The 16,918-nt window shown below is 55.3% G+C and carries 15 protein-coding genes; 12 read left to right on the forward strand and 3 right to left on the reverse strand.

What is annotated here, in order from left to right; all coding sequences use genetic code 11:
• The first annotated feature begins 85 nt into the window (after nt 1-85).
• Nucleotides 86-1,249: a putative sensor domain DACNV-containing protein gene (locus tag PXG97_RS03220; protein WP_276496275.1), complete on the forward strand. Its 1,164-nt coding sequence runs from the start codon at nt 86-88 to the stop codon at nt 1,247-1,249.
• 50 nt (nt 1,250-1,299) lie between these two features.
• On the opposite strand, the gene PXG97_RS03225 is transcribed toward PXG97_RS03220, so the two are convergent.
• Both PXG97_RS03225 and PXG97_RS03230 read right to left on the reverse strand, forming a co-directional pair.
• The gene (locus tag PXG97_RS03225) at nt 1,300-2,292 is read right to left on the reverse strand and encodes a 2-hydroxyacid dehydrogenase (protein ID WP_276496276.1); all 993 of its coding nucleotides are present in this window, start codon (nt 2,290-2,292) and stop codon (nt 1,300-1,302) included.
• A 219-nt stretch (nt 2,293-2,511) separates the two neighbouring features.
• Nucleotides 2,512-3,993 carry a trypsin-like peptidase domain-containing protein gene (locus PXG97_RS03230; RefSeq protein ID WP_276496277.1) on the reverse strand — a complete coding sequence of 494 codons (1,482 nt, stop codon included), beginning with the start codon at nt 3,991-3,993 and terminating at the stop codon, nt 2,512-2,514.
• 328 nt (nt 3,994-4,321) lie between these two features.
• On the opposite strand from PXG97_RS03230, the gene PXG97_RS03235 reads away from it, so the two are divergent.
• The 8 genes from PXG97_RS03235 to PXG97_RS03270 all read left to right on the forward strand — a co-directional run bounded on the left by PXG97_RS03235 (nt 4,322) and on the right by PXG97_RS03270 (nt 12,660).
• A complete protein-coding gene (locus PXG97_RS03235) occupies nt 4,322-5,761 on the forward strand; it encodes an APC family permease (RefSeq protein WP_276496278.1) in 1,440 nt (479 codons plus the stop codon).
• Nucleotides 5,762-5,892: 131 nt separating this feature from the next.
• The gene (locus tag PXG97_RS03240; RefSeq protein ID WP_276496279.1) at nt 5,893-6,450 is read left to right on the forward strand and encodes an SAM-dependent methyltransferase; all 558 of its coding nucleotides are present in this window, start codon (nt 5,893-5,895) and stop codon (nt 6,448-6,450) included.
• 148 nt (nt 6,451-6,598) lie between these two features.
• Nucleotides 6,599-7,615 (forward strand): LLM class flavin-dependent oxidoreductase, encoded by a 1,017-nt coding sequence (locus tag PXG97_RS03245; RefSeq protein WP_276496280.1) that lies wholly within the window; start codon nt 6,599-6,601, stop codon nt 7,613-7,615.
• A 119-nt stretch (nt 7,616-7,734) separates the two neighbouring features.
• The gene (locus PXG97_RS03250) at nt 7,735-8,190 is read left to right on the forward strand and encodes a YbhB/YbcL family Raf kinase inhibitor-like protein (protein WP_276496281.1); all 456 of its coding nucleotides are present in this window, start codon (nt 7,735-7,737) and stop codon (nt 8,188-8,190) included.
• Nucleotides 8,191-8,279: 89 nt separating this feature from the next.
• The gene (locus PXG97_RS03255) at nt 8,280-9,533 is read left to right on the forward strand and encodes an exo-beta-N-acetylmuramidase NamZ family protein (protein WP_276496282.1); all 1,254 of its coding nucleotides are present in this window, start codon (nt 8,280-8,282) and stop codon (nt 9,531-9,533) included.
• A 45-nt stretch (nt 9,534-9,578) separates the two neighbouring features.
• Complete coding sequence (locus PXG97_RS03260) at nt 9,579-11,195, forward strand: M1 family metallopeptidase (RefSeq protein WP_276496283.1); 1,617 nt, start codon at nt 9,579-9,581, stop codon at nt 11,193-11,195.
• Nucleotides 11,196-11,776: 581 nt separating this feature from the next.
• Complete coding sequence (locus PXG97_RS03265; protein ID WP_276496284.1) at nt 11,777-12,001, forward strand: hypothetical protein; 225 nt, start codon at nt 11,777-11,779, stop codon at nt 11,999-12,001.
• Between the two features lie 167 nt (nt 12,002-12,168).
• On the forward strand, nt 12,169-12,660 hold the full coding sequence (locus PXG97_RS03270) for a hypothetical protein (protein ID WP_276496285.1): 492 nt from the start codon (nt 12,169-12,171) through the stop codon (nt 12,658-12,660).
• Here the strand turns inward: PXG97_RS03270 and PXG97_RS03275 are convergent, their stop codons facing one another.
• Nucleotides 12,661-13,557 carry a sulfotransferase domain-containing protein gene (locus PXG97_RS03275; protein ID WP_276496286.1) on the reverse strand — a complete coding sequence of 299 codons (897 nt, stop codon included), beginning with the start codon at nt 13,555-13,557 and terminating at the stop codon, nt 12,661-12,663. It abuts the gene before it with no gap.
• A gap of 122 nt (nt 13,558-13,679) precedes the next feature.
• Here PXG97_RS03275 and cysC point away from each other — a divergent pair, with 122 nt between their 5' ends.
• From cysC to PXG97_RS03290, 3 genes are all read left to right on the forward strand, one after another.
• The gene (gene cysC, locus PXG97_RS03280; protein ID WP_276496287.1) at nt 13,680-14,294 is read left to right on the forward strand and encodes an adenylyl-sulfate kinase; all 615 of its coding nucleotides are present in this window, start codon (nt 13,680-13,682) and stop codon (nt 14,292-14,294) included.
• Nucleotides 14,295-14,332: 38 nt separating this feature from the next.
• Nucleotides 14,333-15,121 carry a 3'(2'),5'-bisphosphate nucleotidase CysQ gene (cysQ, locus tag PXG97_RS03285; RefSeq protein ID WP_338088592.1) on the forward strand — a complete coding sequence of 263 codons (789 nt, stop codon included), beginning with the start codon at nt 14,333-14,335 and terminating at the stop codon, nt 15,119-15,121.
• 130 nt (nt 15,122-15,251) lie between these two features.
• Nucleotides 15,252-16,826, forward strand: a complete 1,575-nt coding sequence (locus PXG97_RS03290; RefSeq protein ID WP_276496288.1) for an N-acyl-D-amino-acid deacylase family protein — start codon at nt 15,252-15,254, stop codon at nt 16,824-16,826.
• The last annotated feature ends 92 nt before the right edge of the window (nt 16,827-16,918 follow it).

Raw genomic sequence — 16,918 nt, forward strand, 5'->3', positions numbered from 1 at the left:
ACGTGTAGGAACTTCAGAGCAGCCAGTTTCAGGTTACATACGTATAGAGCTGGTGCATTATCTGTACAAAGCGCGCACCTCCGCCATGCAACACACCATACCCCCTACCATGCCCCTACACCACCAGGCAACCTACCAGGCAGCCCGCACCGTAGCTCCCAAGGTGGAAGCATACTTTTCGCAGAAGCTTGCCCTTACCGGGCAGGAGGCATCGGAGAAGCTGGCGCCTGCGCCCTCTCTGCAAGTAATAGAGACTGTCATAGACACAGCGTTTTGGGCGAGCCTTCGGCGGGAGGAGGGGCTGCCGCCAAAGATATCACTGGCCTTCCTGCCACCTGAGCATGTGGAGCAACCCCTGCTTTTTGAGCGCCGGTTGCCCCTAACCCCGGAGGCGCTGATCAAGATAGCCCCTGGCGTGGAGCGCGCCGGCATACACCTGGGGGTTTGGCAGGAAAACGAGGCGCTGTATGTATGGGGTACCACGCACACAGTGCCCAGCAACAGCTTTATCGTGGACGTGCCGGAGCCGGGACTGCTGGTGGTAAAGCACCGCCGTACAGACGGGCTGGGGAAATTTGCCAACGTGGCCGTGCTCAAAGGCGACCAGGTGAAGCTGGTGGACGAGGGTAGCGCCAGCCTGCCCGATTGCCCTGAGCTGCTCACCTCCCTCCTTGGCTTTACCTCACCCGACGCTACCGCCAATGTGCTCATACAACTGGCGGTATCTATGCGGGAGCACAAGCGCGGCGGAACCTTGCTGGTTGTGCCACACCAATCCACTACCTGGCGGCAGTCCATCGTGCACCCTATTAAGTATGCCGTTCAACCTTCCTTCTGCGGCCTGGCAGACCTGATGAAGCAGGAGGAACCACTTAAGAAGCGCAGCCGCTGGCAAGCCTCCCTTCGCCGGGAAGTAGCCAGTATCGCAGGATTAACGGCTGTTGATGGCGCCACCCTCCTTACCGATACCTATGAGCTGCTGGCATTTGGCACGAAGATAGCCCGTCGCCCTGGCTTTTCTCCTGTGGAGCGCCTGCTGTTTACGGAGCCGGTCATTGATAGCCGACCAGCAATCATTCACCCAACAACACAAGGCGGCACCCGCCACCTCTCTGCTGCCCAGTTTGTTCATGACCAGCGGAATGCAATGGCCTTGGTGGCCTCGCAAGATGGCAGCTTCACCATTTTTGCCTGGTCGCCCTGCGAAGACATGGTCCAGGCCCACCGCATTGACACTCTGCTGCTGTAGATCTTTTTTTATAGATAGAACCCGGGGTAATAGCAGTAAAACAAGTTTTTCTAGGGAAGCACCTCATTTACCAAAGCTTTCCCCTGCTCAAAGTCGGTAATGTTCTGTAGCGTGACCTGGGCAATATTTTGCAAGGCATCTGAGGTAAAGAAAGCCTGGTGCCCCGTAATCAGCACGTTGTTGAAGGAAAGCAGGCGCATGAACACATCATCCTGAATGACCCTGTTGGAAAGGTCCTCGAAAAATAAATCGCCTTCCTCCTCATACACGTCCAGCCCCAGGTAGCGGATTTTTTCGCTTTTCAACCCCTTGATGACAGCCTTGGTGTCTATTATCGCGCCGCGGCTGGTGTTAATCAGCATCACGCCATCTTTCATTTGCGCGATGGAGGCATCGTTTATCAGGTGGAACGTTTGGGGTGTGAGCGGGCAATGCAGTGAAATGATGTCTGACCGCCTGTAAAGATCGCTGAGGATTGAAAACTCAACGCCTATAGCCTTGGCCTCCTCGCTTTCCTGTACATCGTAACCTAATACCCGGCAGCCAAAGCCCTTCAGGATACGGGCCGTTACCAACCCGATCTTACCAAGCCCTATCAGCCCCACCGTTTTGCCATGCAGGTCAAAACCCATCAGGCCGTTCAGGGCAAAGTTACCTTCGCGCACACGGTTATAGGCCCGGTGGGTTTTACGGTTTAAAGTAAGTATAAGCGCTAAGGTGTGCTCGGCCACGGCGTAGGGCGAATAGGCTGGTACGCGTACCACTTTAATACCGAAGTCCACCGCAGCTTTCAGGTCTACGTTATTGAAGCCGGCGCAGCGTAGGGCCAGCAGCTTAACTCCCGATGAGGCCAACTGCCGCTGTACCTGCGCATTGGCCACATCGTTCACAAACAGACACACTGCCTGGGCGCCTTTAGCCATCACTGCGGTATGCTCGTTCAAGGGCACCTCCAGGAACTTCAGCTGATGCCCATACTGATGGTTCTCCTTTTCAAAGAACTGCCTATCATAGACTTTGGAGTTGAAAAACGTTACATCCATGCCTGAAAGTTTTAACTGAACAAATAGACCGCCTTGCTTTTTTTGCAGGTACAGAACCGGCTTGACAGAATCAAAGAGCCCTCCGTCTAACTTATAATCAACATAAAGAAGCTGGAGGTGCGGGAAAAGCTACCAATGCTTTTAGCACTAAAGTCATAATACTTCCAGCAGCATATGTAAGACGTTCCTGGTCTTCCTCCCCTGTTCCACGGGCGGACCTTAGGCGCTAAGCGGGAAGCTAATCACAAAGCCGGTGCCATCGGGCGTGATGCCATCCAGGCGCACTGCTCCTCTTCGGGAGGCTTTTACCGCCTTCTCCATGTCAGCAAGGCTGTTGACGCGGCTGCCGTTCACGCTGGTGATGATCGTGCCACGCGGTATGCCCGCCATGTCGAAAAACCCTCCCTGCTGCACCTCCGTCACATACACCCCGGAACGTAAGCCGATCCGCTCCTTCACTTGGTCGGGCACGGGCTCGAAAGTAGCGCCCAGCTTGGCTTGAAGCCCTCTTCCACTTTCCGCAGCACTGTCGGCCATTTCTGCCTCCTGCCCCTTCAGCACCACGTCGGCACTGCGGTTGCGCCCGTTGCGCAGGTAACTCAACTCCAGCTTGTCGCCGGGGTAAAGGCGCGCTATTCTTTCAGACAGCTCAGTAGAGGAGGCAACATGCTGTCCGTCTATACTTTGGATGATATCGCCTTCCTGCAGCCCTGCGGCGGCGGCGGCACTGTTAGGTTGCACCCCCAGGATGTACACCCCCTGTACAGAGGCAGGATCGATGCCCCGCTCTTTCAGTATCTGGTCCTCCACGGCAGGTGCCGGAAAGCTAACACCCAGGTAGCCGCGCTTCACCGCGCCATACTTGCGCAGGTCGTTTACTACCTTCTGCATCAGGTTTACAGGTATGGCAAATCCGTAGCCAGCGTAACTTCCCGTCTGTGAGGCAATGGCCGTGTTGATGCCAATCAACTGGCCGCTGGCATTGATGAGTGCCCCACCGCTGTTACCAGGATTAATGGCCGCGTCCGTTTGTATAAAAGATTCTATTGCTGTGTTGGCCGATGGCTGCCCGGTGGTGCCATCGCTGTTCTGGCTGGGTTGGTTAAGAATCCCGATGCTGCGGCCTTTGGCGCTGATGATGCCGGCGGTCACCGTCGAGCTGAGTGACAAAGGATATCCTACGGCAAGCACCCACTCCCCCACCTGCACACTGTCGGAGTTGCCTAGGCTGACAAAGGGAAGTTCAGTGCCATCCACCTTCAGCAGGGCCAGGTCCGTGCTTGGGTCTACCCCGATCAACTTTGCCTCAAAACTGCGCTTATCCGGTAACACCACCTCTATGCCCGATGCATTTTCCACCACATGATTATTCGTGGCGATGTAGCCATCCGCCGTGATCAATACGCCGGAGCCAGAGCCGCCTGCAGGTGCCGGAGACTGTGGCAAGCCAAGCACAGGATAACGACCTGCCCCTGAGGTGGCATACATGGTTTTAATGTGCACAACGGCGGGCGTCACGGCGGTGGCAGCCTGCACAAAGTCCGGATGGCCAGCCGAGGAGAGGGCACGGCCTCCTCCGGAGCTCAGGGTCAACGGCTGCCCCTCCCCATCACCACCCCGGCTGGATATATACCAGAACCCTCCCACCGCCAGGGCAGCGGCCAGAAGGGCAGTCAGGAAGACAAGTATGGCGTTTCTCATGCTACTGCTTAATGAAGGGTACAACCTGTATCTATGGCAGCCAATGCAACCGGAAAGGCTTTCATCGGCCAATGCATACCTTAACGTGCCGCGCTTTTCGAATGTTTAGGCTGAACGCTCCACAAGCGGAAGCTAAAGATACGGCGCCTGGAAAGCAGGAAGGGGCGGGCTGGTTTCCTCCCATATCGCGCTCTTTAACTTACGTGTAGCGTGTATTGCCATAAAACAGGCCCCGCTTAGGCCACTCATGAGCTGGTGTTTAACGTAGAAAAGCAATTACCTGAGGAGCAAGCCACTCTGAAGCGGTAAAGGCCTAAGCTGCCATAGCATGGAAGATTACAAAGCTCCACTCGTGCACCACCAACTCTCAGAACCTTCACCGGAAGGTCCGGCGCCGGCACGGCGATCATCAGCGACAGAGGAGGCAGCGCCTAAGCCTGCCTTAGGCAAGCTGGATGCCATAGCCGTGATTGTGGGCATTGTGGTGGGGGCGGGTATTTTCCGGACGCCATCGCTGGTGGCTGCCAACACCGACGGCAGCACCATGTTCCTGGTTACCTGGTTACTGGGTGGCCTCGTGTCGCTCATCGGGGCGTTGTGCTATGCCGAACTGACCACCACCTTCCCTAACACGGGCGGCGATTATCACTTCCTGACGCGGGCCTTTGGCAAGAAACCTGCCTTTCTGTTCGCCTGGGCACGCATGAGCGTTATCCAGACCGGCTCGATCGCGCTGCTCTCCTTTATCATCGGTGATTACCTGGCGCAGATCTATAGTATCGGGGAGCTCTCGGCGGTACTGTATGCGGCGCTGGTGGTCATCACCCTGACCGGCATAAACCTAGCTGGCGTAAGTGTGGGCGCCGGCACTCAGAAGCTGCTGACGGCACTGGAGATCGCGGGTATACTGGTTGTGATCGTGGCAGGGCTTTTCTTTGCCCCGGACAAGGCGGCGACTCTACCAGAGGCCTCCGCGGAAGCCAGTACCTCCTTTGGATTGGCGATGGTCTTTGTGCTGCTAACCTTTGGAGGCTGGAATGAGGCCGCTTACATTTCTGCCGAACTCCGCTCTGGCCGTAAAGGCATGGCCACTGTCATGATCTTGAGTATTGTGATTATTACAACCATTTATACGTTGATGAACCTCTCTTACCTGAATGTGCTGGGAATGCAGGGCATGGCACAGTCGGATGCGGTGGCCGGAGACCTGATGCTGGTAACCTTTGGGGAAGGCGGGTTGGTGGTGATCGGCCTGATCGTGGCATTGGCTGCCCTTACCTCGGCCAACGCCACGATTTTTACCGGTGCCCGCACGAACTATGCCCTTGGCCGTGACTTTCCTGTATTCGGCTTTTTAGGCAAATGGAACGCTCACACGTCCTCTCCGGTCAACGCTTTTCTGGTGCAGGGAGCTATCTCGCTGGCGCTGGTAGGCTTAGGGTACGTTACCCGCAACGGTTTTGAAACCATCGTAGAGTATACTGCCCCTGTATTCTGGTTTTTTCTGTTGCTGGTTGGCATTGCTCTTTTTGTGCTGCGCCACAAGGAGCCACGCCTGCACCGCCCTTTCCGGGTGCCCCTATACCCTGTTACCCCCCTTATTTTTTGCCTTACCAGTGCTTACTTGCTTTACTCCAGCCTGATGTACACCGGCCTGGGCGCGTTGGTAGGCGTGGCTGTACTGCTTATAGGAGTGTTACTGCTACTGGCGCTCCCAGCCCTGGAAAAGCGGATCGGAAACCAGGACAAGGTTGCAAGCAGCAAATAACTGTGAACCAACCCATTCCGTAAAAGTATGACGCAAATCTCCCCATATCCCTTGCCTTAGCCCTTCAGGCAGGTTTTAGCCAAGTTTAGAATAGATGCCATCAAATGAACTACACTTTTAAACTCAAGCCTATGAAAATCCTTCTTAAGTTCCTGCCCACGTTTCTGCTGCTACTGTGCGCCACTGCCTTTGTACAGGCGCAGGAGTCGGTGATGAAGCGCACACCTGACGTACCCTACGTGCCCACCCGCCAAAACGTGGTGGACGCCATGCTGGAGTTAGCTAAGGTGACCAAAGATGATGTGGTATATGACCTGGGCTGCGGCGACGGGCGCATCGTGATAACGGCTGCCAAGAAGTACGGCGCCACCGGCACCGGCATCGACATTAACCCGGACCGTATACAAGAAGCGAACGAAAATGCCCGCGAGGCCGGCGTGACAGACAAGGTGCGGTTTATAGAAGGGGACTTGTTTGAGGAAGATTTTAGTCCGGCAACCGTGGTGACGCTGTACCTGCTGCCAGCCGTAAACCAGAAACTGCGCCCACAGCTATTGGAACAGCTGAAGCCCGGCACCCGTATCGTGTCGCATGCCTTTGACATGGGCGACTGGGAGCCGGAAAAGACCATTGAGGTGGACGGCTCCAAAATCTACTTCTGGACGGTGCCCGAGAAGGCAAAGGAATAATCAGCCCCACCACAGGCCTGCCGGAGGAAGGGCAGCATCCTTTTTTCGAAAACAAAAAGCGGTACATACATGTCATACAGTAATGCGGCTCTGGCAATACAGTCCAGGGCTGCATTCATACATACCGTTAAACACAAAGAAGAGAGACATGAGCAGCAACAACAAAAAGTTGTCTGAGATACCTTTATCTGTGCTGGACCTGGTGCCGATCCTGGCTGGTAAGACAGCGGCAGATTCCTTTAAAACAAGTTTGGACTTGGCCCGGCACGTAGAGGATTGGGGCTACAAGCGCTATTGGCTGGCAGAACACCATAACATGGCCGGCATTGCCAGCTCAGCCACCGTAGTACTGATTGGCCACATTGCCGGCGGCACCAAACGTATACGCGTAGGTTCCGGTGGAATTATGTTGCCCAACCACGCCCCCCTGGTGGTGGCAGAGCAGTTCGGTACACTCGAGTCGCTGTACCCGGGGCGCATAGACTTAGGACTTGGGCGAGCACCGGGCACGGACGGACTGACAGCCATGGCTCTGCGCCGCGACATGCGCGGGGATGTGGTAGAAGATTTCCCGAAGAACGTGCAGGAGCTGTTGTATTACCTGGGGCCGGTGGATCCGTCTGCTAAGGTACGGGCCATCCCGGGCCAGGGACTGGAAGTGCCGATCTGGCTGCTGGGCTCCAGCACCTACAGCGCCCAACTGGCCGCCATGCTGGGCCTTCCGTTTGCCTTCGCCAGCCACTTTGCTCCCGCAGCCTTACAATCGGCCATCAAGATATACCGCGATACATTCCAGCCATCGGAGTACCTGCAGGAGCCCTATGCCATCGCCTGTGTAAACGGCGTGGCAGCCGATACAGACGACGCCGCTGAAAAATTGGCCACTACACTGTACCAGGCTTTCCTAAACGTGATACGAGGCGCCGGAAACCCGCAGCAGCCTCCGGTGGAGAGTATGGAAGGCCTTTGGAGCGCTGCCGAGAAGTATGCGGTGCAGCAGATGCTGCGCTATACTTTCATTGGCTCCCCTTCCACTATAAAAGAAGAGCTGGACGCATTCCTGCAGGAGACACAAGTAGACGAGCTCATGTTCGCTTCGCATATCTATGACCATCAGGCCAGGCTCCGCTCTTATGAGCTGCTGGCGGAATTAGCCAAAAAGTAACCACTCCCTCCTGCCCCGGCCGGTTCCGCGATTTATTTCTTGCGTAACCGGCCAGAGCAGGTATGATTTGCTGCACTGCCCGTATAAGGATTTGTACCGTTTCAGTCATTCTTTACACTATGGATACAAAGATTATCGAGAAACTGCAGCTTAGCAGCCCCGCCTTCAGTGCCGGAGAAACGATTCCTGAAAAGTATACCTGCGACGGGGAGGACATCAACCCTCCACTGGAAATCGGTGATTTCCCGGCAGGTACTCAAAGCCTTGTACTTCTTGTTGATGACCCTGATGCTCCCAGTGGAAGTTGGACCCACTGGCTTGTGTACGATATTCCGCTCATTCATATTATTGAGGAACGCAGTGTACCCGGGATTGTGGGCGTAAACAGTTTTGGCAATATGAATTACGGTGGCCCCTGCCCACCAATCGGCACCCACCGCTACTTCTTCCGGGTCTATGCGCTGGATACCCGACTGGCCTTGTCCGGGGGGCGAACCAAAGAAGAGATCTTCACGCAGATGGAAAACCACATTATTGGCTCCGGAGAGCTAATGGGCTTGTACAGCCAGGTGTAAGGAAAGTATAAGAAACTGTCCGTAAATATTTACCGCCTCTAGCTCACCCACTGGTTTGACAGCGCCCTGAAAAACGCTATATTACCAGTATGAAACCACTGTTTGCCATCCTGCTACTGTTCCTGGCTATCAGCCTGCCCTCCGCTACTTTTGCTAAGCGTACTGATAAACGTGTTGTAATAGGCGCCGAACGCCTGCTCACCAATGAGTTTTTGCAGCTGATAAAGGGCAAGCGCATAGGCCTGGTCACCAACCACACGGGTTTGCTGCCTGATGGCCGCCACCTGGTGGATGTGCTGCATGCCCGCAACGATGTAAAGCTTACGACGCTGTTCGGCCCTGAGCATGGTATCCGCGGCGACCAGGACACGCACGTGGCCAGCGGCACCGATGCCAAAACAGGACTGCCGGTTATCTCGCTGTACGGCAAAACCCGCAAGCCCACCCCGGAGATGCTGCAAAACGTGGATGTGCTGATCTTCGACATCCAGGACATCGGAGCCCGCTTTTACACCTACATCGCCACCATGAACCATGTGCTGGAAGCAGCCGCTGAGCAAGGAAAGCCCTATATCGTGCTGGACAGACCCAACGCCATTGGCGCTGTTTATGTAGATGGCCCAATTGGCGGAGAGCCCGGTGAGCCGGTCAGCGGCGTGGGGCAACTGCCTGTAGTCCATGGCATGACGGTGGGCGAACTGGCCACCATGTTTAACGGCGAACGCGCCAAGCGCAAACTACCATTAGCCAAACTCACGGTTATCCCGATGCAGCATTACAGCCGCACACAATGGTATGACGACACGCAGCTGCCTTGGGTAAAGCCATCACCAAACATGCTCACGCTCACAACGGCTACTGTATACCCTGCCACCTGCCTGCTGGAGGGCACCAACATCTCCGAAGCGCGTGGCACCCTGCATCCCTTCGAACATATTGCCGCCCCCTGGATGGACGGCAAGAAACTATCTGACCAACTCAACAGCTATGGCCTGAAAGGTGTGACCTTCCGCCCGGCCTCTTTTGTGCCGGATAGCATCGTGGATGGTATCAAAATCTACCCACCGAAGTTTATGGGAGAGCAGTGCACCGGTGCCGAAATGGTGGTAACAGATCGCAACGCCTTTGCATCAGCAAAAGCCGGTGTCTATATCCTGCATGCCCTGAAAACCCTTTATCCTGAGCAATTGGAGTGGCGGGAGGGCCGCATGGATAAACTATGGGGTACTCCGAAGGTGCGTGAGCAGCTACAGGCAGGCGTGTCGCCAAAGGAGATCGTAAAACAATGGGATAAAGACCTGGAGCGTTTTAAAAAGGTCCGCAAACAGTACCTGCTCTACTAGGCCCGGCAACAACAAATTACAACGTAATAAACGGCAAAGCTAACTATGAAAAAGCACCTCCTCCTTTCGCTGTTCGCGGCCTTGTGCCTCGGTGCACAGGCACAGGAAAACAACTGGACCTGGGGCGGGCCCCTAGACCCGGCACAGGCTGCGTTTGATGTAAAGCACTACACATTGCGGTTGGCAGTATCGCCGGAGGAGCGCAAAATTGGAGGCTCTGCGGATGCGGTGGTAGAACTGGTGGCGCCAACTGATAAGATCAGGCTGAATTTGATTGATGCCTATAAGGTGAGTGGTGTAAAGGTAGACGGCAAGAAAGCAACCTTTACCAGAGGTACCGATCTGTTGGATGTGCAGCTGAAGAAAACCTACCAGCCCGGCCAGCGCGTGACCGTGACGGTGGCCTATGCCGGCACCCCGCCCGAAGCTGTGAACCCGCCGTGGCAGGGAGGTTTTACGTTCACCAAAGACGCTAATGGCAAGCACTGGATTGGCCTGTCGTCGCAGAACGAGGGCGCCAAGATCTTTATGCCCTGCAAAGACCACCCCTCCGACGAACCAGATGAGGGCGTGGAGCAGTTTATCTCAGTACCTGCCCCCTACCAGGTAGCGGCCAATGGCCTGCTAGTGTCGGAGAAAAAGAAAGGAAACCAGATCACCTACCACTGGAAAACGGATTATACCGTCAACAACTACGGCATCAACTTTACAGTGGGCGATTTCGCCATTACCCGCCGCGATTATACAACCGTGGAAGGCAATACCGTGCCGATGGTGATGTACTTGCTCAAGCAAAACGAGGCCAAGGCTCCGGAACTGATGAACATCCTCGAGATCAGCCTGAAAACGCAGGAGAAATATTTCGGGGAATACCCGTTCCGGAAAGAGAAGGTAGGCATCGTGGAAACGCCCTACCTGGGCATGGAGCACCAGACCATCAACGCCTATGGCAACAAGTTCAGGTTCACCACGGTTGGCGATGCGCCCTACGACCACCTGCTGCACCACGAGTTGGGCCATGAGTGGTGGGGCAACAAAGTAAGCGTAAAAGACTGGGCAGATTTCTGGATTCAGGAAGGCCTGACCACGTACGGCGACTGGCTTTTTGTGGAGGAGCACGCCGGCCATGAGGCCTACCTGCGGCACGTCAAGCTGATTGCCAAAAACATCCCCAACCGCAACCCCATCATCATGCGCGAAAACGATGTGGATTCGGATGAGGCCTACCATGGCGAGATCTACTCCAGAGGCGCCTACGTCATGCACTCGCTCCGCTATATGCTGGGGGACGAGGTATTTTTCCGCACGCTCAAAAACTTCATCATGGACCCAGCCTATACCTATGCGCGTCAGGTAAAAACTGCTGACTTTCAAGAATATTTCACAAAGCAAACGGGTGTAGACATCAAGCCTTTCTTCGATTTATACTTGCGCACCACCGAGGTGCCGGAGGTGGTCATTGAGCAGAAGTCCGGGAACAGCTATACTATCCGCATCCCCAACATCAACTTTACCCTGCCCATGGAGGTCAGAACCGACACCGGCACCCAGCGCATCGAACTATCTAGTAAACCGGTAGAAGTTACTTCCAAAATGGCTCCGGTGGTGGATGAGAAGGGTTGGTATTTGAAGAATGTGGTGACGGAGGAAAGTACGTTGTAATTTCAATTAGCCCAGAGAGGAGATTCTGCAGGACCGGGTCCACCCCCCCTGTCCTCGCGAGAATCATACTTGCTTCTTTTTTGTCATCCTGAAAGTAGTACATCCCGGACTTGTGCCGGGAGATCTTGTGGGAAGGGAGGTAAAGGTGAGGCTACAGGTAAAGTACCTGTTTCATAGTTACAGCAATCCAACCACCCCTACCCCTCCTTAGCCAAGGAGGGGAGCCTGTAACTGCTTGTTCTCAAGTATTAGTTCTATGCCACAGTTCTCGGACGGACAGGTCGCGGGCTGTCCCTACAAGTATAAACCCACCCCTAGCCCCTCCGAGGAGGGGAATTCACCTCTCACCAACCCTCTCCTAAAAATAGGAGAGAGAGCTCGGTTCAAGCTCCGTCAGCTGTAGCTATCGAATCTGATCCCACCCTTTGGGTGGGGGTAGGGGCCCTCGAAAAAGAGCGCCTTGTGAGATCCGGTGCCACGCTAGTGGCAGCGCCCTGGCGCAGGAGGGAACACAGCGCGATGCCCTTATCGAGGGCCCCTACCCCCAAGGCGAGGCCTCCCGGCCTTGAGGGAGCCAAAGTATGAAATGCAACGATAGGTATGTAAATCTGGAGGATGAACGGTGGCTTGGAAATATAGCCTGGTTCAAGTTGCGGGAAGCGGCAGCTAAGAAAGGCACAAGCGGACGCTTGAGCCAGAAAAGTATAAAGTATAGGCAAAGTATAAAATATGGCTTTTCAAGCCAGTCGAGTTACAAACTCGACACCATGATAGGACACAAGTCTGAAGACTTGCGCCAGGAATGAATTACAGGAGCAGCGGCTAAGAGCGGCACAAGCGGAAGCTTGCGCCAGCGTGCACTGTAGCGCCACTACATCATTTCTCCGAGAACCTAAACCGCAAACCTCCAACCCTACCCCTCCTCCTCCCGTTTCTGATGATCTACAAGTATACAGCATCAAAAGAAACGACTTTGGAAAGCATAAAAACAAAGCAAACGGCGCAGCAGATAGACAGTTTAGTGAGGGAGCAACTGGTGGAGCTGCTGGAAGGAGGATTTGCCCCTAACGTAATCCTGCTACGCGAATTCGACTACAAAAAAGCCGGAATCCTACTCGACGGGCTGCACTTTTCGGCCTGGATCCTGCTGGGCCACATCCGGGCACGGCAGAAAACGCTCCTGCAGTTTATGAAGCACCCGGAGCAGGAAATTAATGTATGGCCCGATGCCCACTGGCCCGAGAACCATGAGCCGGAGAGCGAGCAGGAATGGAACCAGGCCATAGATGCCTACGCGCAGGAGCTGGACGAGATGATTTCTCTTGTAAAAGACCCGAACACAGACCTGTTTGCCAAGCAGCCAAATGGCAAAACCCTCTCCTGGGCTGCTATGACCACGCTACACCACACCGGCTACCACATCGGTCAGCTCAAGACGGTAGGGCGGCAGCTGGGGGTGTGGTAACTACTCCTGGTACAGCGGCTGCTGCGAGGAGATGATCTCCTGCTTCAGCCCTTCAAAATCCTGATGGGGCTGCTCGGTGCTGTAGCTCATCGGCTGCCCTTTGGAAGCCGGATAGCCCAGGAAACGGATCAGCGGCCCGGCGATGATGTCAGCCTGCTCCGCCTGCGCATCCGTCAGCTGGTCCATCCAGTAACCCGACTGCCCCTTTTTCAGGTGCTTCGGGTTTTTGCTTTTCATGGTGGCAAAACTCATAGCCTCCTGCAACTCCGCACGCTCCTGCTCGCTCAGGTCCACCTCCAGGTAGTTGAGCAGGCGGCCTAGCTCCTGCTGAAAATCCAGCAGAAATCCCTCGTAAAACGCGATGTGGATATTATGCTCTTGGCTGTAGCGCAGGTGGTCGTATACATGCCACACCCACTCCAGCAGCAGCGCCTCGAAGTGCTTTTCGAGGTAGCGTTTCGCGTCGGCTTCCTCCTGTGGGTAGTACTTGAGCATGTAATCCGAAGTATAGTACTTGGCGGCTGAGATAGCCCTATCGCGGGGGTCGCGCACGATGTATACTTTCTTGTCGAAGAGGCGGAACAGCTCGCCGCTGCGCTTGCACACCGGCGAGTGCGTCCACACATGATCCGTCTGCGCCACATAGTCATTTATACTTTCCACCGGCATCCGGAAAATGCTGCTGATGCGGTAGCTGTATTGCAGGTCGGTAATGTCCAGCACGTCGATGCTGGCCTGGGTGGGATAGTTCAGCTCCCAGGTTTTGGCAAGCTCGTAAATGGGTTGCCGCTGGATAAAGCTCGAAGCGGGCTGGCCGCTTCTTTCCAGTACCTGCTGGATGATCTGGTAAAGCCAAAGGTTGCCGCACTTCGGGGCGCCGCCCTGCAGTATTTTCATCGTATAAAGGGGTTTAAATTACACAATCAGGCTGCTATACGACTTTAAGCGATTTATTGCCGTACAAGGTGGGCAGAAGTATAGCGATTTATACTTTACACATGCACACGCTCCCTACAACTATGAAAAACATCTATCCCTTTAAATCCAAAGTATGCCCGGCGCAGCGCCGCCAGCTGATGCAGCAGGAACCGCAGCTGGTATGGCTCACCGGCCTCTCCGGCTCCGGTAAGAGCACGCTGGCCCTGCGCCTGGAGCACTACCTGTTTCACCAGGGCTACAAAGTATACCTGCTCGATGGCGACAACATCCGCAACGGCCTGTGCCGCGACCTCAGCTTTACCGAGCAGGACCGGAAGGAGAACATGCGTCGGGTGGCCGAGGTAGCGAACCTGATGCTGGATGCGGGGATGGTGGTGATCTGCGCCTTCATCTCCCCTTATGCCGAGGAACGGGAGCTGGCCAGGCAGATCGTGGGGCCGGAGCGGTTTACGGAAGTATACATCAGCTGCAGCCTGCAGGTATGCGAACAGCGTGACACCAAAGGGCTTTACGCCAAGGCACGGGCAGGCTTTATCCCGAACTTTACCGGCATCAGCGCGCCTTACGAGGTCCCGTCACATCCCGATCTGACCCTAAGAACCGACCAGGAAAGTATAGACGACTCGCTGCACAAACTTATTACCTTTGTGGAGCCGCAACTGCGGCTGCAGGAACGCCTGAAGGCCGCCATGTAGCACCTTTGTACTTCGCACCTTCTTAAACCCATAGCTCCGTGAACATCAATCTAAGTATAGCAGACCTGTTGCTCGTAGCCCACACCGCCGCCCTGGAAGCGGGGAGCGCCATCATGCAGATTTATACTTCCGGAGCGTTTGATGTAAGTATAAAGTCTGATGACTCTCCCCTCACTAAAGCTGACCGCGCCGCGCATGAGGTCATCACGCAGCACCTTGTGGCTACCGGCCTGCCCATCCTTTCAGAAGAAGGAAGCCAGCTCCTTTTTGAGCAGCGGCAGCAGTGGGTATGGTATTGGCTCGTGGACCCGCTGGACGGCACCAAGGAGTTTCTGAAACGCAACGGGGAGTTCACCGTCAACATTGCCCTGATGCACCACAACATGCCTGTGGCTGGCGTTATCTATGCGCCGGTGCTGGATAGTTTATACTTCGGGTCTGCGGGAACGGGCGTCTATAAAGAAACTAAGGAATCGAAAGCACAGCTGCTGCCCTTGCCCAAGCGCCATACGTTAGAAGACCTCCCACAGCAACCGGAGCTAACGATAGTTGCCTCGCGCACTCATTTAAGCCCCCAAACAGAAGCGTTCATACAGCGCTTCCCCGGAGCCAACACCAGCAGCATGGGCAGCTCGCTCAAGTTCATGCTACTAGCCGAGGGCAAGGCCGACCTTTACCCCCGCTTCGCCCCTACCATGGAGTGGGACACCGCCGCTGCCCACGCCATCCTGAATGCCCTGAACCGGGGCATCTACCAGGAGGACCTGCAGCAGGAATTGCAGTACAACAAACCGAACCTGCTAAACCCTAGTTTCATCGCATTTTAAAAGCCTCAGGTATAGGCCCTGTGTTCTTTCCATACTTCTGCGTAACTTAAACCTCCTTGTTTGGCATGTAACCCGTGTGGCTGGTAATAGTATAGCCACATCCGGCTGTCACAAAGTATAAACACCCTCTATGGCAACACACAACACCCTTACAAAGCTCTTTACTGCACTTGTGGCAGCGGCAGCTTTTACCTCCTGCCAAAGCACCAGCCAGCAGGAGCAACAGGAAAACAAGGCCCGCAGCCTCACCTACGACCTGCTCTTGAAAAACGCCACCGTAGTAGATGGCACCGGCTCCGAGCCTTTCACCGCCAACATTCTCGTTGGTGCCGATACCATTGCCCTGATCGACATAGACACGGCCTATACTTACAAGGCCCTCCGAACGATCAACGCCAAGGGCATGGTGGTAACGCCCGGTTTTATCGATGCCCACGCGCACGGTGATCCCATGCAGGAGCCAGAGTTCAGGAATTTCCTGGCCATGGGTGTTACAACCATATCCCTGGGCCAAGACGGCTTTAGCCACAACAACAAAGACATGAGCGCCTGGATGGACTCGGTCGATGCGGCCCATCCGGGCGTGAACATCGCCATGTTTGCCGGCCACAACTCCCTGCGCGTGCTGTCGGGGGCCATGTATGAGAAACAGCCTGCCGAAGAGCACCTGAAAGCCATGGAAGAGTTGGTGGCCGACGCCATGGAGGCCGGCTGCTACGGCCTGACCACCGGCCTGGAGTATAACCCGGGCTACTACGCCAGCAGCGAAGAGTTGAACAGGCTGGCCAAAGTAGTGGGCGCTAAAAACGGACTGGTGATGAGCCACATGCGCAACGAGGATGATTCACTGGTGGAGGCATCTATCCAGGAGCTACTGGCGCAGGGTGCTTACTGCCCGGTGCATGTGTCGCATATCAAGGTGGTGTACGGCAAGGGCAAAGAGCGGGCACGGCAGGTGCTGCAGGTGCTCGACAGCGCCCGCCAGAGCGGCACCAAGGTTACGGCCGACTTCTACCCCTACACCGCCAGCTACACCGGCATCGCCATTCTCTTCCCGGACTGGGCCAAATCGCCTCACGACTACAACGAGGTGCTGAAAACCCGGAAAGAGGAACTCAGAACCTACCTTCGCAACCGGGTAATGCAACGCAACGGTCCAGAGGCCACGCTCATCGGTTCCGGCCGCTTTACGGGCAAGAACCTGGCCCAGATCTCGGAAGAATTGAACAAGCCCTTTGAGGATGTGCTGGTGGAGAACATCGGTCCGTACGGCGCCAGCGGGGCTTACTTTATCATGAACGAGGAGCTACAGGAAGAGCTGATGCTCGCCCCCTACGTGATGATCGGCTCCGACGGAAGCCCAAGCATGCACCACCCCAGGGGCTATGGCTCCTTTGCCAAGGTGATCGAAACCTATGTAAAAGAAAAGCAGCTGCTTAGCCTGCAGGAGGCGGTGCGGAAGATGACCGGCCTGCCTGCCCAAACCATAGGCTTACAAAAACGCGGCCTGCTGAAGCCCGGCTATAAGGCGGACCTGCTCGTTTTTAACCCATCCGAGGTAAAGGAGAATGCAACCTACGAGAAGCCGGACCAGCTGGCCAGCGGCTTCCGGTATGTGCTGATCGGCGGTAAATTGGCAAAAGAGGATGAAAACTATGCTGCGGAGCGCTTGGGGAAGGTACTCCGGAAAAATAAGGAACAATAAGCAGCAGTATTTGATACACAACACGAACGGCAGGTGTAGTACCTGCCGTTCGTGTTGTGTACCTTATCGCAGACGCGCTACAAACGTAGGGC

This window comes from Pontibacter litorisediminis (assembly GCF_029360645.1).
GTDB lineage: Bacteria > Bacteroidota > Bacteroidia > Cytophagales > Hymenobacteraceae > Pontibacter > Pontibacter litorisediminis.